We start from the raw sequence: 20,467 nt of genomic DNA, 5'->3' as shown, positions 1-20,467 counted from the left end.
AGGCTCTAGGTTTTAAGTCAGGTAGTACCCTGTACGAATGATCGCATGTTATTGCCGTGTATCGACCGCTGATCAGAACCTTGACCGCCAACTCGAAGCGACCCACCAATACGCTCAAGAGACGCTCGGAGCGGAGTTAGGAGACATCGAGACATACCGCGACAAAAGCACTGGAACGACTACCGAGCGGGAGGGATATCGAAAACTGATGGGGGAAGTAGAGCAAGGCGAAGTTGAGGCTGTCGTCGTTCACGATATTAGTCGGATGGCCCGGTCACTGCAAGACCTCGAACGAACCGTTTCACGGGCGACTGAGGCCGGTTCTGAGATACATTTCGTCCGAGACGGTCTATCCTTCGGGGATGGCAAGGAACGGCCTCTACACCGACTACAGATGCAGATGCTCGGCGCATTCGCGGAGTGGCAAGCCCGAGTCAAGCAGATGAACACGCGAGAGGGGATCGTGGCTAGACAGCAATCGGAAGATGAGTATCACCATGGCCGCCCTCCGTTGGGTTTCGAGAAAGAGGACGGTCGTCTGATTGAGGCCGATAATTACGATAGCGTAGTTGCTGTCCTTGATATGGTTCAAAAAGACGAGCTCTCTAAACGGAGCGCAGCACAAGAACTCGGTACCTCTCGGACGACGGTCACACGGGCACTAGATCGCTGCGAGATGTACGGTATCTAAACTTCGTTGCTGTCGTCACGCCGTTCCAGTAGACCTCTATCGACAAGTTCCTCGAAGACCTCATTAGGATCAACATCTGGATTTATTTCATATTCATCGGATAGTTTATCCAACAGAGCTAGGTCGTCCCCGCTATATCGCTCAATCTCTATATCCACGGTAGCTTGAGTTATTTCGAACGACGCATCGGAACCGTCTGGGAACTCGTGAAGTTCGGCTTCGGCTTTTTTTATCCCCTTTTCGAGTATGTCTTCGAACTCGTCAGTACCGAACCCTTGTGATTTGAATCCACTGTATAGAAACGCAACTACGGAGACGATATTTTCCCTCATCTCGCTGCTGCTAACCTCTGCCAGAGAAGGGTGACCATCCAGTGAATCGAAGATCTGTTCTAAGTCAGTCAAACCGATATTTTCCCAAAGTAGCCGAAAATCACTCATCGCAGTCACGATACGTTTTCGGATTCGAGATCTTTCGACACGTTCGCTGTTCGCGTCCTCAATTTGCTTTTTTCCGCGAAGATACTCGCGCTGTCCTTTAGTCAACAAACCCGGTGAGCTATCTGGCATTACAATATAGTGTTTCGTCGATACACTATAATGTATTGCATCCCGTAGGAAATAGTGGCCATGCGTTCCAATAAATCAGACGATACGACCACAATAACGGTGAAAGAAACGGTATACGAGAGGCTCACCGATGCGAAGCCTTTCAATAGCATGAGCTTCAGCGAGCTGCTCAACGACATGGTTGAACAGTACGACCCAAAGGAGGCTCTGGAGGATTAAGCGAAATCCGGGAGAAGCACCCGGCGTATCCAGTCGAAGCTTCTCCCGCCGTTCGCAAAAGCGTTCCGACGCCTATGCGAGACGGCAGGATCTTCCACTAACGGATTGCCGAGAGGTGTTTGCTTGATGACTCGGAACCGACAGCCGCAGAACAATGGTGCTGTTGACCGAGAACTGCTGGTGGAACGCGTTGCAGAAGACCCCGAGCTACAGCCGGGCGAGAAAGAGACAACCTTCCACTTCACGAAGCCTGATGATAGAATTCGGGTGTATTCAGAGGAAGCCGGAATCACTCGCCGATTGCTACAACACCCGGAGTTTGAAATTAAACAGCTGCGCGTTACTACCGAAGATGGTACTTGGGGCAAGAGAGTGAAGCCACACCGTTTTGACGATGATACAATCACTGGTGTAGAGGGATGCATCCCAATTGGTGCTCTGAAGGTCAGAGCGGGCAGCCGCTCCAACTCTGGACATGCCAGCGTCGTCTCAAAGGCAGCAAAGAAGACAACCAACGAAGCTCCGGAGAAAAAGAACAATGAGTAGTGGAAAGTCAGAGGTTACGAGCGGTAGCTATGTCAACCCGAGAACAGTAGTTACCCGTCGATTGGCAGAGGCCGGTATCTCCGCAAATCCCTTTGTGCGAATTGATAAGATAAAAGAAGTATTTGATCACGATAGCCGGTTTGAGAGACCGCCCGACGGAAACTATGGTGTATATTCTGTTGAAGATTTAGCCTTTGTTGATGTTGACGATAAAGAAGCTTTCAGGGCACTACCAGTCAGCTTGCCTCCGACTTTCACAACAAGCTCACCGCATGGAGGCGAGCATCGATATTATATCATAGACAGAGAAATTGAAGGGAAAGTGCGTGACTGGGGCGAGCTTCGAGTTAATAATATGTATGTCGTCGGACCCGGTTCAGAACTCACAGAATGCCAGAAAAATCAACACGACTGTAGCAAACCCGGTGAAGGCCACTATCGTATTCAACAGGACCAACCGATAACCGTACTCGATAACGATACTTTATTTTCATTTCTTGAAGCGATTGACGGTGACGAAGAGAATAGTACTGTAGGAGCGACTGCTGGAGGTGATACAAGCGGAGCAGCTACCGATTCTATAGCTTCAACCCACACTAATGCCCAAGACATTAAACCGAACTCGTCAACCTCGGATAACGGCTACAGCACCACATCTACGGACCTCACAGTTGATGAGCGTCAACGACTAAACAAGGCCTTCTCCTCGAAGAATGGTGAGCGACTTCGAGCGCTATGGGAAGGGAGATATTCAGAAACCGAATTTGACGATGATCGTTCCCGTGCAGAACAGTCGCTAGTATCGTCTCTCGGATGGTGGTTTCAGAACGAGATGGATACAGTCGCTCGACTCATGAACTTCGCTTGCGAACGATATCCGGAGACAGATACTGGTGAAATCCGAAAATGGAGAGAACGAGACGACATTTATCGTACTTTGACGCTCGAAAAGGGGTGTGACCACGAGACGACCTTCAATCCACCCACACCACCACTTCCATACGCGGAAAGACCAGCAGTGAGCTATGTGACTCGATCTAATGTGCAAGAAGCGGTTCTAGAATTAGAACCGGCGACCACACAGGAAATAGCCGATCATTCCAACGTTGACCGAAGCAAGCGGCAAGTGAGTCGTGCATTGAATCAACTTGAAGAAGACGACAGTGTAGTTGCAAAACAAGATCCAGCTGATAGACGACGCTGGCTATATGCTATTACACCGCACTGTCTCTCAGAATGACCACGTCGTCTGTGGGTGAGAAAATAACCGTATTTGAAGTAATCACCAGAATACTAAGTGAGTTCTACCCCCACTTGCGGATACAACCCTGTGCCAGCGTCGGGGTGCAGTCGTCTAACGAACGAGATAGTAGGACGAGCGGCCGATGTCAGTCGAGAGGCCGTGTGCCGTCTGTCGGTTATTGTTGTTAATTATCGGTCGTAGGAAGGACCGGCGCGCCGCTGACGCGGTCACGCCACGACCGCGGCCTCTCGACTGACATCGGCCGCTCGACGCGGCTCAAGGGCCGGAAGCGTCGCCAGATGGCACGCCTCCGCCGAGAACACCGCCGCGCGCAGGTCAGTTCCAAACGCGAGCGCAACCAGATTTACGCGTTCACCGAGATTCGGCGCATCGTCGGGTCGCTCGGCCTCTCGAACGCCATCCGGGACCGAGCCTGCGTGCTGTTCGAGTCGGCACAGAACGAAGACCTCCTACAAGGGCGGTCGCTGGAAGGGTTCGCGGCGGCGGCGGTGTACGCTACCTGCCGGACGGAGGACGTCGCCCGGACCGTCGAAGAGTTGTGCCGGGCGGCCCGCGCCGACCCGGACGAACTTCGGGCGGCCTACGACGCCCTCAACCGGGACCTCGGCCTGCCGACGGGGCCCATCGACCCCCGCGAGTACGTCCCGCGGTTCGCGACGGAACTGGGCCTCTCGGAGAGCGTTCGTAACCGCGCGGAGCAGTTGGTCGACGAGGCACGCGATAGCGGTATCGTCGGCGGGCGTAACCCCGCTGGCGTCGCCACGGCGTGTCTCTACACCGCGGCACAGGAGCACGGTATCGGGCTCACACAGGCCGAAGCGGCCGAGGTCGGTGACGTAACCCCGGTGACGCTCCGGGGGACTTACACCGAACTGCAAGAGTAGACGGCGGCGGCGAGTTTCTCGAAGGCGTCGCTCGCAGGCGAGTCGGGCGCGGTCTGGCGGACCGGCGTCCCGTGACGCTGGGCCGTCGCCAGCGCGTCGCTGTCTGGCACCGTGACGACCGGCGCGCCAAATCGATCTGCGGTCGGTTTCGTCACCGGGTCCGACCCGGTTCGGTTGAGAACGACACGACAGAGACCGGCGTCCAGTTCGCGGGCGAGTTCTCGCACCCGGAGTGCGTCGGCGATGGCGGCCGTCGCCGGCGTCGTCACCAGTACCGTCGCGTCGGCGACGGCGAGGGGGAGTCCAACGTCGGCGCGCAGCCCCGCCGGGGAGTCCACGACGACCCAGCGATACGTCCGGTCCAGCGTCTCTAAGGCGTCGGTCAGCGCCGTCGGGTCGGCCGCTCGTGCCCCGGCAAGCGTCCGTCCGCAAGGGACCGTCGTCACTGGGCCGTCGACGCGAACCGCCTCGTGGACGGTCGCTCGGCCCGCGAGAACGTCGTGGAGGTCCGGGCCGTGACCGGCGGGTAGGTCCGCCATCGCGAGGTCACCGTCGACGACGACGCCGTCTAGTTCCGCCGCGAGGTTGTACGCGACCGTCGACTTGCCGACCCCGCCCTTGCCGCCGGTGACGGCCAGAATCATGCGATGCGGGCCAGCGTCTCGACCGGGACGGTGGCGGCGGCACGGCGGTCGGCGAGCGCCGCCGCACGTAGAGCGAGTCGCCTGAGTCGTCGTTCGTCGGTCGCTCCCGACTCGGCGAGCGTGCGTACCTCGGCCAGTCCGCCGGCCTCGCTGACCGCCGCGGTCGCCGCCGGGAGCGTCTCGGCGTCGGCCAGCGTCTCGGCCACTTCGACCCGGGCGGCCATCGTCTCTAGCCACGGTTCGACTGCCGCCGGTACCCGACCGTCCGTCTGCGGTCGCGCCGCCGTGGTAGACCGCGCTGCCGGTCCGGCGTCTGACTCGGTGACGGCATCACACGAGTCCGCGTCAGTCGTCGCTGCAGCGCCGGCCGGGACGGCGTCGGCGGGCGGCGACGGATCACCGAGTTCACGGACGACGTCGGCAGCGCTTTCGGGAGACACACCGGCTCCGTCGGCGTTCGGTGCCGGCGTCGCGTCGTCGAGAACCGCAGGCGGGTCGGCCGGTGGCGCCGGCGTGGCGTAGCCGAGCGCGTGGTCCCCGGGGCCGACGACGCCCTCGAAGCCCGTCTCGGTCCAGCCAGTGACCGGGAGACCCTCACGACGTGGCGGCCACACGGGGCCGTCGAGGCGGTTGCGGACGGTCACCCGAGTCGATTCGTCGAGGTCCCGCAGGGAAAGCGCGACCAGCGTCACCCCGTCGTGGTGACTGGTTGTGCAGTCGAGCGTAACCATGGCCCGAGGTGGCCGCCCGTTTGGATTTAAACCTCAGCACCGGATAATCGGTGCGTCGAGGACGTCTGCGGCCGCCGTCGGGTCGGCAAAGCAGTCGGTTCCGACGACGACCGGGGCCTCGGTCCGGGCGATGCGGAGGACGGCCAGAGCGGCCGTCACCGGTGACGCCTCGAACGGGTCGGTCGGTCGCGATCCCGGGACTGCCTCTAGCGCCGCGACGTACCGATCGTGGAGGCGGTCTACGAGACACTCGCGGGCGTCGCGCTGCCGGTTCGCGAGGGCATCGGCGAGTTGACGCCGCTCGGCCAGCCGGTCTCGGTAGGCCCGTGCCAGTTCGCGCCGACGCCGCCGACTCTCCTCGGCGGCGACTCGCTCGGTCTCTCGCTCGCTGAGCGTCCGGGTGGCCTCGCGGACCGCCTGCTCGGCCGCATCGGTGTCGACACCGAGTGTCCGTCGGGCCTCTAACCGACCGCGCTGGGTGGCTGCCGCCTCCCGCTGGTCCGCGAGCGTCGACCGGGAGACGTCGTCACGGACCGGGGGCAACGACGGCGCGTCGGGGTCCGCCGACGCTAGTCGCTCGCGCAACTCGTCGATCGCGTCGTCGTGTGGGGTCTCGTAGCCACGGGAACGGCCGGCGGCGGCGAGAGCCGTCCGCGTTCGGAGGCCCATCGCAGCGTGGACGTGGCCACAGTAGTCGTACACCGGCGGCGGGTCGGCGGAAGCGACAGCGGGGAGACAGCGGTCGCCGCGAACGGCCGCCGCGAGCGTCGCGCCATCGACCGCCCGCCCCCGGAGGTCGACGACACGGCCTTCGTACGTCGTGCCGCCGACGGTGAGCCTCACAGGTCGGCCCCCGCATCTCGTCGGGGCCGGCAGGTCCCGCCCGACGCGAACCGCGCGTACGGCGTCGACGGGTGGTCGCGGTCCTCGTAGATGTCGGCCGCTTCCTGTACGTGGTCGGGCGCGTCGGCGGGTTCGAACGGAACCACACGCTCTAGCTGGACGTCGAGTCCGTGTTTCTCGTGGAGACGGAGGGCCTGAAACGCGGCGAACTCCGTCCACGACAGCAGCGCCGCCCGTCCGAACCGCCTGACGACACAGTCATCGTGCGCTCGGCAGACGTTGCGCAGGTCACGTCGGGCGGGACGCGAATGGGCCACGACCAACAGCACTGCCGAACGGTCCGCCCGCCGGGTATAAAAATTTACGTTATCTATCTCGAAAATTGTCTCGTCCGAACCGTGCGCTCGCCGTCGTCCACCTCGACGACGGTGTCGAACAGCGGCGCCAGCGTGTCGACCGTCTGTCGGTCGTGAGCGGTCGGGTCGAGGTGGACGTGTGCGCTAGCGTCGGCCGCGTCGAGTTGCCCGACGACGGCGTGGAGGAACTCGTACACCGTCTCTACGGGGACGTTCTGGAGCAGTGCGGTCAGCGAGTCGAAACAGAGGACGACGTCGTCGGCCGCCGATAGCTCCTGACTCAGCGTGATGCCGAGACAGGTCAGGTCGCTCGGCGTCGAGACGGTGTCGACGTCGACGTCCGCAATCGAGGGGTCGGCCGCCGTCGACGCGTCACCGACGGCGACGACGGTCAGCGAGGGGGCGTCGTCGGTCCCGACAGCACGAGGATACGCCTCGAGACACGCCGCCGGCGGGCACGTAAACGTCACCAACACGACCGTGGAGTCCAGCCCCGCCGACGACAACAGGCCCAGACAGGTCTCGCTCCCAGCGTACCCACTCTCTCCGGGCATCGGCGAGTGACACAGCAGGGTAGTACTGGCGTTCGCGATTGTATCGGGTAGTTCACACATAGCGCTCCTCGCTGGTCGTCCACAGACCGCTCAGTCGACGGCCGATACTGAAAACGTCACGGAGTCAGCGACGAGTTCGGCGACCCGCTCTCGCGCTTCGGGTTCCGACGCGGCGAGGACGACGAGACCGTCCGCCGGCCCGTCACCGCTGGCCCGGTACGCCTGTAGGTCGCCCTCGAAGTCGGCAGCGTAGGTCCGTAACACGCCGCGGACGTCCGATTCGAGGTCCGAGAGCGAGCACTCGCCGGCCTCGAAGGCGGCGAGCGCTTCCTCGACGTTCCGGAGGGCTGAGATGCGGTCCATCTACGTCGTCCGAAGGTGGTCGGTACGAGGTTCGTACACCTCGCCTTTCTGTTTGAGTTTCTCTATCTCGTGTTCGGCCTTCGACTCGTCGATGCCGACCTCCTCGGCGCGTTCGACGACGACGTCGATGGGCGCGCCCTCGTCGTACTCGTCCTCGATGTCGGCGATGATGCCCCGGATGTTCTGGATGCGGTCGCGCTGGCTCTTCGAGGTGCCGGTCTCGACCACGTCGGCGTCGAACTCGCCGGTCTCGGGGTCGACGCCGATCTCCTTCAGGCAGTAGTGGGCGATGTCGACCGCCCGGTCGGCGTCCGCCTCCTCGACGGTATCCGAGAGGCGGATGCGCGCCGACGCCTCGGCCAGCCGGACCAGTGCTTCGAGTTTCCGGGCGGTCACCGGCACCGGCGCGTCGTCGTCCTGCCCTTTCAGTCGCAGGTCGACGTAGAAGTCCTCGATGACCGTCTTCGCCTCCTCGGTCATCGTCGGGAAGCAGTTCCGTTTCGCGTAGGCGACGTACTTCCGGAGGAGGTCCGGTTCGATGGTCGGGGCCACCTCGTCGGTGACCGTGTCGACTTCTTCCTCGGAGAAGTTCGAGGTGGGGTTCTGGGTGCGATGGGTGTGAAGTTCGCCCGCGTAGTTGGTCTGGATGATGTGTTCCGCGAGGTTACGGTCGGCCTCTTCGTCTGGCTTGTCGGTGACGGTGAAGATGAGGTCGAACCGGGAGATGAGCGCGGGTTCTAAGTCTATCTGCTCGCCGATGGGTTCGTACTGGTCGAAGCGACCGTACTTCGGGTTGGCCGCGCCCAACAGCGAACACCGCGATTTGAGCGTGGCGTTGATACCGGCCTTCGAGACGCTGATGCGTTGCTGTTCGAGCGCCTCGTGCATCGCCGAGCGGTCCTCGGGGCTCATCTTGTCGAGTTCGTCCACTGCGGCGATGCCCTGGTCCGCGAGGACGAGAGCGCCGGCTTCCAGCGTCCACTGCTGGCCGTCGCCGAAGTCGTCCCGGACGGCGGCGGCGGTCAGCCCTGCTGAACTGGAACCCTTCCCGGAGGTGTAGACGGACCGAGGTGCAATCTCTCGGATGTATGATAGCATCTGGGACTTCCCCGTCCCAGGGTCACCTATCAGCAACATATGGAGGTCCCCACGTATACGCGAACCGTCAGGAAGGTCCTTGGTCACCCCCGAGAACAGCTGGAGCATCATCGCGAGTTTCTCCTTCTCGTAGCCGTAGATAGAGGGGGCGATGGCGCCGACCATCTGGTCGTAGATGTCGGGTTCGTTCGAGAGTTCGACGATCTCCGTCTTGTCGGCGTCCGTTATCTCCATGTCCTCGAACTGCTCGTCCTCGATGACGACGCTGACACCGTCCATGTAGATGTCGAACATCGGGGACTTGTCCTGATCGGACCCCTGCTGGTCGAGTTTGAGGATACCCGTCGCGCGGACGTGGTCGCCGGCGGTGACCTTCCCCGTGATGTCGTCCTCGATGTTGATGTCGATAGACTGGGGCGTCTCCCCGCCGCGCAGTCCCTCCGGGGACTCCTGAACGCGGATCTTCTGCGCGTCGATGAACTCGGACTGGTCGGTGTTCAGGCGGAACGGGCCCTGTCGCTCACAGCCCTGACACTCGTGGGGTTCCTGAAAGTCGCCGGCGGCCTGTGGGATACGGGTGAGGGTGCCACAGCGCTGGCACTCGAAGGCGGCAGTGAGGACCTTCGGGCGGACGTCCGTCGCCTTGCGGACGATGCCCTGTACGGCGATGAGGTTGCCGTGGTGTTCGTGGCGTATCTCCCTGATGTCCTCGGACTCCGGGAGGTTCTGGACGCGGACGTGGGCCTGCCCGAGCGAGACGTCCACCGGGAGGTCGTAGAGGCGCAGAGCCTCCTCGGCGTACTCTTGCAGTTGCTCGGGTTTCGTGCGGTAGTCGTCGGCGAGGTCGGGGTCGAACCGGTAGAGGTCCTGCCAGTCGACGTACAGCGACTTCTGGTCGTTCGGGTATTTCTGGGCGAGCTCACCGATTTCGTTTCGGTAGTAGTTGCGGTAGAACTCCTCGAAGCGGTCGATGAGTTCGGTGTTCTCGGCGGTCGCCATCTGAGTGCACAGAGGTTACGCCCACTCGCCTAAGAAGGTTCGCAAACCTGAGTGGAAGTGGTCGATGGCGGCTACGATGTGCGTGACTGCGGTAGTTTCGCCCCCGAAACGAAGGGGTGGGTCGGTCACTCGCCGAGACTCCGCAGACTCTCATAGCACGCGCCGATGGGATGGTAGCCGGGTTCGACCGCGGGACCGTCGCCGGCCGGGTACGCCTCGTTGTCGGCGTCGACCCGCTCGTACCACCCACCCGTGGGCGCGACCATGGTGTCGAGCGCGTACTCCCAGAACCGCTCGTACCACTCCCGGTACCAGTCGTCGTCCGTGCGTTCTGCGAGCGCCGCTGCGGCGCCGATAGCCTCGGCGACTTCCCAGCTATACTTGTCGTCGACGACCGGGTCGTCGTCCTCGTCCAGCGTGTAGTAGAAGCCGCCACGTTCGTCGTCCCACCCGTCGAGCGCCGTCTCGAACAGGTCGGGCGCGCGCTGGCCGGGCCACCGTGCGTCCAGATGCCGGTCCAGAACCGAGAGAAGTTTCGCCCACTCGATGTGGTGCCCCGGTTGGTACCCCCACGGCCGGAACTGGTGGGCCGGGTCGTCCCGGTTGTAGTCGAAGTCGGGCGTCCAGTCGGTCTCGAAGTGCTCCCAGAGACGTCCGTCATCGGTCGAAAGGTCGACACAGAGCCGCTTGGCGACGGTCTCCGCTCTGTCGAGGTAGTGTTGCTCGCCGGTGACTTCGTAGGCGACCAGCGCCGCCTCGCAGGCGTGCATGTTCGCGTTCTGGCCCCGGTAGGGGTCGGCCTCGCTCCAGTCGGCGTCCCACCCGCTACGATAGAGGCCGTGCTCCGCTTCGAAGAAGCGCTCGTCCAGCAGGTCCCACGTCTGGGCCAGATACTTTCCGGCGTTCTGGACGCCCGCGTCGGCCGCCCGAGCGTACGCGAGGACGACGAAGGCGTGACCGTAGCAGACCCGGCGGGAGTCCATCGGCGTCGTGCCGTCGAGTACCCAGTGATAGCCGCCGCGGTCGGCATCCCAGAAGTGGTCCTGCAGGAACTCGACGCCGCGCTCGGCCGCTTCGCGCCACCACACGTCGCCGAACACCTCGCTCGCCAGCGCGAAGTTCCGAGTGAACCGCGCCGCCGCGACGAGGTGCTTGCTGTCCGGGTCGTACACATCGCCTGTGTCGGCGTCTAGTTGCGCGACGAACCCGCCGTGTCGCTCGTCGACGCACGTCGGGTAGTAGAACTCTAGCACCGCCCGCATCCGGTCCCGAAGCCAGCCGGGGTCGGTGTAGTCCGTCATCTAGAGACGGTGACGGTTGTACGGGGCAAGAAGGTTCGGGCGGAGATGTAACTCGGGGAGATAAAGGAGTTGGATGGGATCGCCCAGATTTGAACTAGGGGCACGGGCACCCAAGGCCCGAAGGTTACCAAGCTACCCCACGATCCCGTACCACCACTTCTGCCCGTCACCGAGTAAAGGGTTTCGTTGGGCGGCGGGCCATGTCACGCAGGCGCGAGGCCCCAGAAGAAGGCGATGCCGAGCGTGGTCACGACGGCGAAGACGGCCTGTAACGGTGCACCGACCTTCAGGTAGTCCGTAAAGCGGTAGCCACCGGGACCGTACACGAGCAGGTTGGTCTGGTAGCCCACCGGCGTCATGAACGCCGTCGACGCGGCGAAGGTCACCGCGAGGACGAACGCGAAGGCGTTGGCGTTCAGTTGCTGGGCCGCCTCGACGGCGACGGGAATCATCAGCACGACGGAGGCGTTGTTCGAGATGACGTTGGTCAACACGGCGGTGACGACGTACATCAGGCCCAGCACGACGATGCTGGAGAGGCTCGGGGCCGCGAGGACGAACAGGTCCGCGAGCAGGTCCGCGCCGCCGGTCGCCTGTAAAGCGATACCCAGCGGGATGACGCCGGCGAGCAGGAAGATGACGTCCCACTGGACGGCGTCGTACAGTTCCTGCGGGCGCAGACACCCCGTCAGGACCATCGCCACCGCGCCGGCCAGCGCCGAGACGACGATGTGAATCGGGGTGAGGGCGGCGACGCCGACGACGGCGGCGACGATGCCGACGGCGACGGGAATCTTCGACCGGCGGAAGTCCGGGCGTTCGACCTCCTGTGCGACGATGAAGTCCCGGTTGACGTTGAGGCGGTCGATGCTGTCGGCGGTGGCCTGGACGAGCAGGGTGTCGCCGACTTTCAGGGTGATGCGGTCCATCCGCTGGCGGAACAGTTCGCGACCGCGGCGCAGGGCCAGCACCGTCGCGTCGTAGCGCTGTCGGAAGTTCGCCGAGGTCAGCGTCTCGCCGACGAGCGACGAGCCGGGGGCGACGACGAGTTCGACGAGGTTCTGGTGTTCGCTCGCACTCTCCAGTTCCGCGTCGTCGACCTCCACTTCGGGGATGAGGTCCAGCCCCTCGGCGTCAAGGAGGTCGACCAGCGTGTCCCGGTCGGTCCGAAGTGCGAAGACGTCGCCGGGCCGGATCGTCTTCGGGTCCAGCGGTTCGAGGAAGACTCGGTCGCCACGGACCAACTGGACGACGTCGACGTCGAACTCCGTCTCCGAGAGGGCCCCACGGACCGTCTGGCCGACGATGGGAGAGTCCTCGCGGACGACGACTTCGGTGAGGTACTCGCCCATCTCGAACTCGTCGGTCAGGTCCTCGCGCGGCTTGATGCGGCCGGGGACGAGCCAGCGACCCACCGTCATGAGGTAGACGGTGCCGACGACGGTGACGACGATGCCTAGCTGGGTGAACTCGAACATCCCGAAGGGGTGGTCTAACAGTTCCGCCGACAGCTGGGAGGCGAGGATGTTCGTCGAGGTGCCGATGAGCGTGAGCATCCCGCCGAACATCGAGGCATAGGAGAGCGGGAGGAGAAGTTTCGACGGCGAGGTCTTGCCTTTGTGGGCGATTTCTGTCACCATCGGCAGGAGGATGGCGACCGCGGCGGTGTTGTTGATAAAGCCGGAGATAGGGCCGACGAGGCCGACGGTGGCACCCAGTTGCCGCGTCTCGCTGTCGCCAGTCAGCGAAACGAGTCGTGACCCGAGCATCTGGACGATACCCGTCCGCTGGACGCCGTCCGAGAGGATGAACATCGCGAGGACGGTGATAGTCGCCGTCGAGGCGAATCCCGAGAGTCCCTGTGTCAGCGGCGAGACGCCGTCGCCGGGCTGGTGGAGGACGTACAGCGGTTCAGCCAGCAGACCGGCGTCGACGAGCGACGTGGTGACCGGTTCGACCAGCATCAGCGCGACCATCAGGGTGATTGCGGTCACGTCGACCGGCAGAGCCTCCGTCGCGAACAGGACGAGCGCGACGAGTATCAGCGCGAAGACGAACGCCATGGCGGGCGTGACCGGAGGCAAGGACACACAGGTGAGTAGACCGGGTCCGGCAAAAGATTGCGGATTGCATCAGGCGTCTCGCCCGAGGTCGGCGAGCAGGGCCTCGTAGCTCCGGGCGAACACCGGCACCGTCCGGAGGGAGTTTGCCGCGACCTGAAACACCGGGACTGCGAGGGGGCCGTCGGTGCCGCTGACCACGACGACGGCCTCGTGGTCGGCGTCCGCGGACCACTCGCCGTCTAGCTCCCGAACCAGTACCTCGCCGAAGTAGCTCCCGAGTTCCGTGGTGACGCTCGTAAAGGCCCGGTCGTCGAACGTGGCCTCGCTCCCGAAGGTGGCGTCCTCGAACCGGTCGTCGTCCCACTCGGTGCCGACGAGGTCGTCGAGGCGGGCGAGCGACGCCGGGGTGAAATCGAGGTCGCGTTCGGCCCAGAAGTCGGTGAACTCCGTCGCGGCCGCCGCGTACTCGGCTCGGAGTCCGTCGTCCGCCGGTGGGTCCGACGCCGGGGCCGCCTCGCCCTCCCTTTCGGCGTCCGTCGTCTCGGGGTCGGCGTGGTCCGCTGCTCCCGATGCGGCCGGCGACCCGGCCGAAACGTCCGCGTCGCTCTCTGGCGCTACCTCGGGCGGCGCTTCGACGGCGTCCATCGTCGGGTACACCTCGTCGGCCACAGTCCCAGCGGCACCCCCCGAGGCCGTCGGGTCCGCGGTCACAGTGTCGTCGTTCGCCTCGCCCACGTCCTCACTCGGCGCGTCCGTTGTCTCGTCAGCCTCGATCGGATCGGCCTCGGGCGCGGTGAGGGCTCCGTCCTCGTGGTCCGCCGTCGCACCGGTCGCCGTGTCGGCGTCGCCCTCGTCCGTCTCGGCCGAGTCCTGTGTCGTGTCGGCGTCGTCGACTGTCTCCGCCGAGTCAGTCGCATCGAGTCGGCGTTCGTCGGCTACCCGCTCCGCGACGACCGCGAACACCGGGTCGCCGGCGACCGACTGTGCCGCCACCTCGAAGACGTCGACGGTCACCTCGTCGTCCGGACCGGCGACGGCGACCGCCCAGCCGTCCTCGGCCGTCCACTCGCCGTCGTAGGTACGGACCAGCACCTCGCCGAAGTAGCTCCCGAACTGGACGGCCTTCGGGGAGTAGGCCGTCCCGTCGGACGGCGTGTCCTCCGTCCAGTCGTCACGGCCGGCGATGGCCTCGTCGAGCCGTTCGAGTGAGGTCACCGAAAAGTCGAGCGGGTCGCCGTCGCTGGCGGCGTTCTCGGCACGGTCGCGGAACTCGTCGGGACCGAGTGCGGTGACGTCGACCAGATCCGACCGCGCCTCGGTCTGTTCTGACCCGTCGTCGCCCCCGCCGACCGCCCGGCGGATACTGTCGAACAGCCCCATGACCACGGCAAGACGGTCGGGCTACAAGAAGGTACGGCCCTACTGCTCCTCGCGTAGCTCCATCTCGGCGACGATGTCGTAGGGGTCGAGCCCCTTCCGGATGCCATCGAGCAACTGGAACGACTCGTCGGGCGAGAGGAAGTGTCGAGTGACGGCCCGGCCGAGCGGCGTCGGCGAGAGGCCGTCGATGAACTCGTACTCGAGCAGTTTGCCGAGTGCGTGTTTCGTCGGTACCTCGCCGACCATCCGGTCGTTGAGGCGTTTGGCCTGTGTACCGGCGACGGTGACGTTCGCCAGCGTCTCCTCGACGGCCGCGCCCTCGTCGTAACGGGTGATGACCGGTTCCATCTCCCCCTTCAGTAACTTGAACGCCACCTCGTCTTCGGTCATCTCCATGCTGTTGTGGTACGAACAGTCGGGTTCGACCAGCAGGTACACCGTCCCCTTGTCGTGGTAGTCGGGCCGACCCGCCCGGCCGAGCATCTGCTCGAACTCCTGGACGGTGAGCCACTCGATGCCCATCGCCAGCGAGTCGAAGACGACCTGCGAGGCCGGAAAGTCCACCCCGGCGGCCAGCGCGGCCGTCGTGACGACGGCCGCCAGGTCCTGATCGGCGAACTGCTTCTCGACGCGCTGGCGCTTGCGGTTGTCCAGTCCGGCGTGATACGGCGCGGAACTGTACTCCAGCTTGCGTGAGATCTGGTGACAGCGCCGCCGGGAGTTGGTGAAGATGATGGTCTGGCCGCGATAGCCCTTGCTCGATTTCGTATCGAACGCCCGCTTGACCAGTTTGTTCTCCGTGTCTATCTTCTCGCGGCCGTCGGCGAAGGTGACGTGGCGTTCGATGGGCACCGGGCGCTCCTCGAACTCGATGAGTTTGGCCTGCAGTTTCTCGGCCAGTTGGCCGGGGTTGCCCACCGTCGCCGAGAGGTATATCCACTGGGTGTCCCCGTCGGCTTGCTCGCCGCCGCCGCGGTCGTGTCGGGCGGCCTCCGTCGTCCCGCGCTCACAGTAGTACTTCAACCGCGAGATGAGGCCGTCGAGGCGGTGGCCGCGTTCGTCCTCGCCGAGCGTGTGCACCTCGTCGATGACAACGGTGCCCACGGAGCCGAGGTCCTTGCCCGTCCGCAGGGCGTGGTCGATACCCTCGTAGGTACCGACGATGACGTCGGCTTCGGGGTCGAACCGGCCGCCCTCGTCGGCGATGCGACTCGCGCCCACGCGCAGGGAGACGTCGACCATGTCGCCGTAGCGCTCCTTGAACGACTCGTACTTCTGGTTGGCCAGCGCGACGAGCGGGACCAGAAACAGCATCGTCCCCTTGCCGTTGAGCACGCGGTCCAGTCCGGCGAGTTCGCCGACCAGCGTCTTCCCCGTCGCCGTCGCGGAGACGACCAGTTGGTCCTGTCCGTCCATCGCGCCGTGGTCGACGGCGAGACTCTGGACCGGGAGCAGCGTATCGAACCGGGACTCGACGTGCTGTTGGATACCCGGGTGGAGGTTCAGCGTCTCCGTCGACACGAGGTCGATGTCGTCGACGGTCGCCGATATCTCGTCGAACTTCGTCAGGTCGGGGTCCAGTTGGCCCGACAGGAGGTTCGTGATGCGGTCTAAGTCCTGCACCTCCAGCAGGAGTTCTTCGAGGCGCTTGCGGGCGTCGCCGGTGATGTCCCCTTCGAACGCGAGTTCCCGGTCGAGTTCCTCGCGGGCGCAGTCGGGACAGATGGTCTCCCCGTCCGCCTCGATGGCCGTCTCGCTCGTGATGGGCGAGTACCGGCCGGCAGACGAGCAGTACCGACAGGTCCGGACGACCTTCGCCTCTAGCTGGTAGCCGTCGAGCATCTCGCGGATGCGCTCGCGGGCCAGCGGCGACGTCTGCTCGGAGATGCGGATACGCGTGGCTCGGCGCGCCAGTTCGACGAACTGGTCGGGCGCGCGCAGGTCCTCGCCGGAGCCGTCCTTGATGCGGAGGCGTCGGGGTCGCGGCCCCGCGTCCGTCTCCTTCAGTTCGAGGACGCCGTGAAACAGGCGCCCGCCGTCTCGCTGGGCGACCACCCGGACGTCCTCGCCGTACTCGTGGAGGAACAGCGTATCCACCTTCGCGGCCTGCTGCGACACGACTGTACGTACGACGTGGCAGCTACTTCAGTCACTCGACACCGACCCAGCGAACGTACCGTCAGTACTGGCGACTGAGAGTGCGATTCAGAACGGCAAGAAAGCCCCCGACGGCCCCTTTCAGTCCCATCCCGTGGAACAACCGGCCAGGGCTTTCTGGCTCTGTGCTCCGGTTCCGTCGGGCGGTCTCCTTCAGAATCGCCAGTCTCAGCGGTTGCTGGCCACAGCGCGTTTAAGTCGGTCGGCCGACAACAGTATCACATGCGTCGGTTCCGCATCGGGAGCGCCTTCGGCATCCCCATCCAGCTCGACCTGACGTTCCTGCTGGTCCTGCCCCTGTTCGCGTGGATCATCGGGACGCAGGTCGAACAGACGACGGAGCTGTTGAACGACTCGCTCGGTGCGGGGCTCGACCCCGCCGTGCTGACCGACGGGGGTCTCGTCTGGGTGCTCGGCGTCGTCGCCGCCGTCGGCCTCTTCACCGGCGTCGTCCTGCACGAACTGGGCCACTCGCTGGTCGCCATCCGCTACGGCTACCCCATCGACTCCATCACGCTGTGGCTGTTCGGCGGCATCGCCCAGTTGACCGAGACACCCGAAGACTGGAAGCAGGAACTCGCCATCGCCGTCGCCGGACCCGTCGTCAGCGTGGCGCTGGGGGTGCTCTCCTACCTCGCCTTCTTCGTACTCCCGGGCACGCAGTCGACCATCGTGGAAGCGACCCGGTTCGTGCTTGCCTACCTCGCCGTGATGAACCTCGCGCTGGCGGTGTTCAACATGCTGCCGGGGTTCCCGATGGACGGCGGGCGGGTCCTCCGGGCGTTACTGGCCCGCACCCGCCCGTACGCCCGAGCGACGAAGATAGCCGCCGAGGTGGGGAAGATATTCGCCATCATGCTCGGCCTCTTTGGCCTGTTCGTCGCCGGCAACATCTTCCTGGCCGGGCTGGCCTTTTTCATCTACATCGGTGCCGAGGGCGAGTCCCGCCAGACGGCGATGGCCGCCGCCTTCGAAGGCGTGACGGTGCAGGACGTGATGACCCCCGCAGACCACGTCACGTCCGTGACGCCGCGGATGTCCGTTCGAGAGCTCATCCAGACGATGTTCGAGGAACGACACACCGGCTACCCCGTCGAGAAGGACGGCGAAGTCGTCGGCCTCGTCACCTTAGAGGACGCCCGCGCCGTACGGGAGGTCGAACGCGAAGCGTACACCGTCGGCGACGTGATGAGCACCGACCTCTACACCGTCTCGCCGGACGCCGACGTGATGGACGCACTCACGCAACTCCAGCAGAACTCCGTCGGCCGACTGGTCGTCACCGACGAGGACGGCGAGTTCCTCGGGCTACTCACCCGCTCGGACATCATGACCGCGCTCTCCATCATCAAGTCCAGCAGTGAGTACGGCTCCGTCGGCGAGTCCGAGTCGCGGACGCTGCGGCCGGAACCGTAGGCCCAACCCGTTGGACACAGACGTACCTCACACCAACCTTGGAGAAATCCCCCGCTAGTAGACTGTAACTCGAGACGGAATGTTCCCTAGACTGGGCAGAATCAGGCGTAGCCCGCTGAAAAGGACCAATACCCGGCGAGCTCCTGTGCTATGGCACACTGGAGAACTCAACCTGGGCATAGCCGTCAAATATTCCAGAGCACAGAGGGGTTCCAAGCTTAGTGAAACCAGCAGATGCTACTAACCTTGGACGTCGTTCTGGACGAAACTGTTTGAGATCTGTTTGGTCAGCAGTAGACGTAGAGTGGGCAGGTGAAATCGGCATCGTTCGCATGCAGCGTTCTGTGGGGCGCTCCTCGATAGGTACGTCGACGAAACGGCGTGTGTAGACGCGCTCTTCCCCACGGGAACTGTGCCATCTAGGCGTGAGTGTGTCTCTATCTCTTGTGTCAGGCGGAGGTATTTTCCAAGGTTGGGAGGTGCGCGGAGCGGACGCGGGTCTCCCCACGGCGAAAGCCGTGGGCTTTCACGCTGTTACCGTATAAACTGGCTCTGCAGTCTGGCCTCGTCGAAAAAACGAGGGTAGTATCAGTTGCCCCCGACGGGCCGGGCATTCGTCGAGGACGGCGTCGATACGTGGACCATCGGAGTCGGCGGCGTCACCGTCGACGGGGACGGGGAGGGAGTGAGAGCCAGACTCACAGCAGGTGATGGGACGATGGCGGTCAGAACCTCCGAGACGACTGTCTATGCGCGAGCAGCGAACTCGGTGTTTCGGACGACGATGTTACAGGGGAACGGAGAAACGTACCAGGTCTTGGGTGTCGGTCACCAAGGGTTGCTCGACGTCGCCCACCTGTTACCGTGGCGTGCATATCCTGAATAGTGGGCGGCTGTGGGATGCGTATTGGCGTTGAGTGAACTGCATCACGCGACGTTCGACAGTAGCTGTTCACAATCGACGACAAGTACCGACTTCGGATTGTGCCGACGTTCGAGACTGCGAGTGACGCGTTGCGGTGGATGCTCGCGGAGCGAAATGGCGGCCGGCGGGCGATTCCCGAGGTGTGTGGAGGTGGAGTATGTCAGGAGATACCAAGGCGGTGACGTGGGTACAGGTGTGACGCTCTGAGGGACTGCTCGAACACACTCTCGTAATTTTTCAGTGCACCCGCGACGGGTGCGGGCGCACGTAGTGCCCGTCGTCGATTATGGCACGAATACGAATACGACGAATACTGGCTGGACAGTCCAGAGAACGAGTGTGGGAGCGATTTACACCCGAAACGAGGGGGTTCCAATGAGCGAATATCCCTGCCCGGAGTGTGAACGTGCCTTCGCGTCGAAACGGGGACTCGGGGTTCATCATGCACGGATCCACGACGAACTGCTTCCGAACATGGAGTGTGCTCACTGCGAGACCGAGTTTCACTGTGAGTATGAGAAAAAGTACTGCTCGGAGAATTGCCTCTCAGAGGCTGTCTCCTTCGCTGGAGAGAACAATCCGAACTACAACGGGGCAAAAGAGCAAACGACCTGCAAGATCTGTGAAAGCAACTTCGAGTACTACCCCTCAGAGAAGCGTGGTCTATACTGTCCAACGTGCGTCGAAACCGAACAGTGGCAGATAACGCCGAATACCGAAGGGGCGGATAATCCGCGCTGGAATGGCGGGAAACAAACTGCCCCCTGTGAGGTGTGCGAGAAGAAAATCGAACGCTGGCCAAGTGAGTTTACCGACGTAGCATGCTGCAGTGAGGACTGTCGAAGCAAGTGGCTTGCCGAAACATTCGTTGGACCCAACCATCCGAACTGGAAAAGCACTAAAAAGCTAGCCTATGGCCCAGGATGGAACCGGATTCGCCGTCAGGCACTCGAACGCGACGGCTATCGCTGTCGCCTCTGTGGAATAACGCATTCCGAACTCGGACAGAATCCAGACGTCCACCACATCGTCCCAGTACGCTGGTTCGTCGATTCAGACGACCATACGCGCAGCGATGCGCATACACTCAATAACGTGGTTTCGCTGTGTCGGACCTGTCATCGACGTGCAGAAGGCGGCGACGTTTCGGACGGGAGGCTTCGCTCGCTCACCCAGAGTGAGGGAAACACGTAGTCTCATCTCTACCACAGACTTTGTTTCGTAGTGTTTCGGTTAAAATTAAGTCCGGGCGCGGGAATTGAACCCGCCTCTTAGCCACCACAAGGCTAAAGGATGCCACTACCCCAGCCCGGACGCGCGTGCTGAAGCATCCTTAGATAATCCGGAAGTACAGAAATACGTTACGACTCTAGAGGCCATAGCGGTGAGCCAACGATACACAGTATTTGCCCCGGCAATCGGACCGAGCGACGGGAGTATTCTCTGCAGTCACACAAATATGAA

The 20,467-nt window shown here is 63.2% G+C and carries 19 protein-coding genes, 1 tRNA gene and 1 pseudogene; 8 read left to right on the top strand and 13 right to left on the bottom strand.

Going from position 1 to position 20,467, the window contains the following annotated elements:
• Nucleotides 1-37 precede the first annotated feature (37 nt).
• Entirely contained in the window at nt 38-691 is a 654-nt protein-coding gene (locus G9465_RS03125; RefSeq protein WP_166967445.1) for a recombinase family protein, read from the top strand.
• On the opposite strand, the gene G9465_RS03120 is transcribed toward G9465_RS03125, so the two are convergent.
• Complete coding sequence (locus G9465_RS03120; RefSeq protein WP_166967443.1) at nt 688-1,095, bottom strand: hypothetical protein; 408 nt, start codon at nt 1,093-1,095, stop codon at nt 688-690. The genes G9465_RS03125 and G9465_RS03120 overlap by 4 nt on opposite strands.
• A gap of 225 nt (nt 1,096-1,320) precedes the next feature.
• Between G9465_RS03120 and G9465_RS03115 the strand changes: the two genes are divergently transcribed.
• The 4 genes and pseudogenes from G9465_RS03115 to G9465_RS03100 all read left to right on the top strand — a co-directional run.
• Nucleotides 1,321-1,479 carry an antitoxin VapB family protein gene (locus tag G9465_RS03115; RefSeq protein WP_166967442.1) on the top strand — a complete coding sequence of 53 codons (159 nt, stop codon included), beginning with the start codon at nt 1,321-1,323 and terminating at the stop codon, nt 1,477-1,479.
• Nucleotides 1,480-1,605: 126 nt separating this feature from the next.
• Nucleotides 1,606-2,025, top strand: coding sequence for a hypothetical protein (locus tag G9465_RS03110; protein ID WP_166967440.1), 420 nt, complete (start codon nt 1,606-1,608; stop codon nt 2,023-2,025).
• On the top strand, nt 2,018-3,265 hold the full coding sequence (locus tag G9465_RS03105) for a bifunctional DNA primase/polymerase (protein ID WP_166967438.1): 1,248 nt from the start codon (nt 2,018-2,020) through the stop codon (nt 3,263-3,265). Before G9465_RS03110 ends, G9465_RS03105 begins: the two co-directional genes overlap by 8 nt.
• A 206-nt stretch (nt 3,266-3,471) precedes the next feature.
• A pseudogene (locus G9465_RS03100) lies at nt 3,472-4,173 on the top strand (transcription initiation factor IIB family protein); the annotation flags it as partial.
• On the opposite strand, the gene G9465_RS03095 reads toward G9465_RS03100, so the two are convergent.
• The 12 genes from G9465_RS03095 to G9465_RS03040 all read right to left on the bottom strand — a co-directional run bounded on the left by G9465_RS03095 (nt 4,152) and on the right by G9465_RS03040 (nt 16,623).
• Nucleotides 4,152-4,817 carry a P-loop NTPase gene (locus G9465_RS03095; protein ID WP_166967436.1) on the bottom strand — a complete coding sequence of 222 codons (666 nt, stop codon included), beginning with the start codon at nt 4,815-4,817 and terminating at the stop codon, nt 4,152-4,154. The pseudogene G9465_RS03100 and the gene G9465_RS03095 sit on opposite strands and share 22 nt — an antisense overlap.
• Nucleotides 4,814-5,548 (bottom strand): hypothetical protein, encoded by a 735-nt coding sequence (locus tag G9465_RS03090; protein ID WP_166967434.1) that lies wholly within the window; start codon nt 5,546-5,548, stop codon nt 4,814-4,816. Before G9465_RS03090 ends, G9465_RS03095 begins: the two co-directional genes overlap by 4 nt.
• A gap of 33 nt (nt 5,549-5,581) precedes the next feature.
• Complete coding sequence (locus tag G9465_RS03085) at nt 5,582-6,391, bottom strand: hypothetical protein (RefSeq protein ID WP_166967432.1); 810 nt, start codon at nt 6,389-6,391, stop codon at nt 5,582-5,584.
• On the bottom strand, nt 6,388-6,720 hold the full coding sequence (locus tag G9465_RS03080; RefSeq protein WP_166967430.1) for a hypothetical protein: 333 nt from the start codon (nt 6,718-6,720) through the stop codon (nt 6,388-6,390). The genes G9465_RS03085 and G9465_RS03080 overlap by 4 nt, the downstream gene beginning before the upstream one ends.
• A 41-nt stretch (nt 6,721-6,761) precedes the next feature.
• The gene (locus G9465_RS03075) at nt 6,762-7,361 is read right to left on the bottom strand and encodes a hypothetical protein (protein ID WP_166967428.1); all 600 of its coding nucleotides are present in this window, start codon (nt 7,359-7,361) and stop codon (nt 6,762-6,764) included.
• 30 nt (nt 7,362-7,391) lie between these two features.
• Nucleotides 7,392-7,664 carry a hypothetical protein gene (locus G9465_RS03070; protein ID WP_166967426.1) on the bottom strand — a complete coding sequence of 91 codons (273 nt, stop codon included), beginning with the start codon at nt 7,662-7,664 and terminating at the stop codon, nt 7,392-7,394.
• On the bottom strand, nt 7,665-9,761 hold the full coding sequence (locus G9465_RS03065) for a minichromosome maintenance protein MCM (RefSeq protein ID WP_166967424.1): 2,097 nt from the start codon (nt 9,759-9,761) through the stop codon (nt 7,665-7,667).
• 125 nt (nt 9,762-9,886) lie between these two features.
• Nucleotides 9,887-11,062 carry an AGE family epimerase/isomerase gene (locus G9465_RS03060; RefSeq protein ID WP_166967422.1) on the bottom strand — a complete coding sequence of 392 codons (1,176 nt, stop codon included), beginning with the start codon at nt 11,060-11,062 and terminating at the stop codon, nt 9,887-9,889.
• Between the two features lie 74 nt (nt 11,063-11,136).
• A tRNA-Pro gene (locus G9465_RS03055) sits at nt 11,137-11,209 on the bottom strand.
• Nucleotides 11,210-11,265: 56 nt separating this feature from the next.
• A complete protein-coding gene (locus G9465_RS03050) occupies nt 11,266-13,125 on the bottom strand; it encodes an SLC13 family permease (RefSeq protein ID WP_166972871.1) in 1,860 nt (619 codons plus the stop codon).
• 69 nt (nt 13,126-13,194) lie between these two features.
• A complete protein-coding gene (locus G9465_RS03045) occupies nt 13,195-14,505 on the bottom strand; it encodes a hypothetical protein (protein ID WP_166967420.1) in 1,311 nt (436 codons plus the stop codon).
• A gap of 39 nt (nt 14,506-14,544) precedes the next feature.
• Entirely contained in the window at nt 14,545-16,623 is a 2,079-nt protein-coding gene (locus G9465_RS03040) for a DEAD/DEAH box helicase (protein WP_166967418.1), read from the bottom strand.
• 261 nt (nt 16,624-16,884) lie between these two features.
• On the opposite strand from G9465_RS03040, the gene G9465_RS03035 reads away from it, so the two are divergent.
• The 3 genes from G9465_RS03035 to G9465_RS03025 all read left to right on the top strand — a co-directional run bounded on the left by G9465_RS03035 (nt 16,885) and on the right by G9465_RS03025 (nt 20,197).
• The gene (locus tag G9465_RS03035; protein WP_166967416.1) at nt 16,885-18,078 is read left to right on the top strand and encodes a CBS domain-containing protein; all 1,194 of its coding nucleotides are present in this window, start codon (nt 16,885-16,887) and stop codon (nt 18,076-18,078) included.
• Nucleotides 18,079-18,670: 592 nt separating this feature from the next.
• Entirely contained in the window at nt 18,671-18,964 is a 294-nt protein-coding gene (locus G9465_RS03030) for a hypothetical protein (RefSeq protein ID WP_166967414.1), read from the top strand.
• Nucleotides 18,965-19,378: 414 nt separating this feature from the next.
• Complete coding sequence (locus G9465_RS03025; RefSeq protein WP_166967412.1) at nt 19,379-20,197, top strand: HNH endonuclease; 819 nt, start codon at nt 19,379-19,381, stop codon at nt 20,195-20,197.
• Nucleotides 20,198-20,467: the final 270 nt, after the last annotated feature.

The organism is Haloarcula sp. JP-L23, assembly GCF_011602445.1.
Lineage (GTDB): Archaea > Halobacteriota > Halobacteria > Halobacteriales > Haloarculaceae > Haloarcula > Haloarcula pellucida.
The sequence above is the reverse complement of the archived record's forward strand: the minus strand, read 5'-3'. Positions and strand labels throughout refer to the sequence as shown.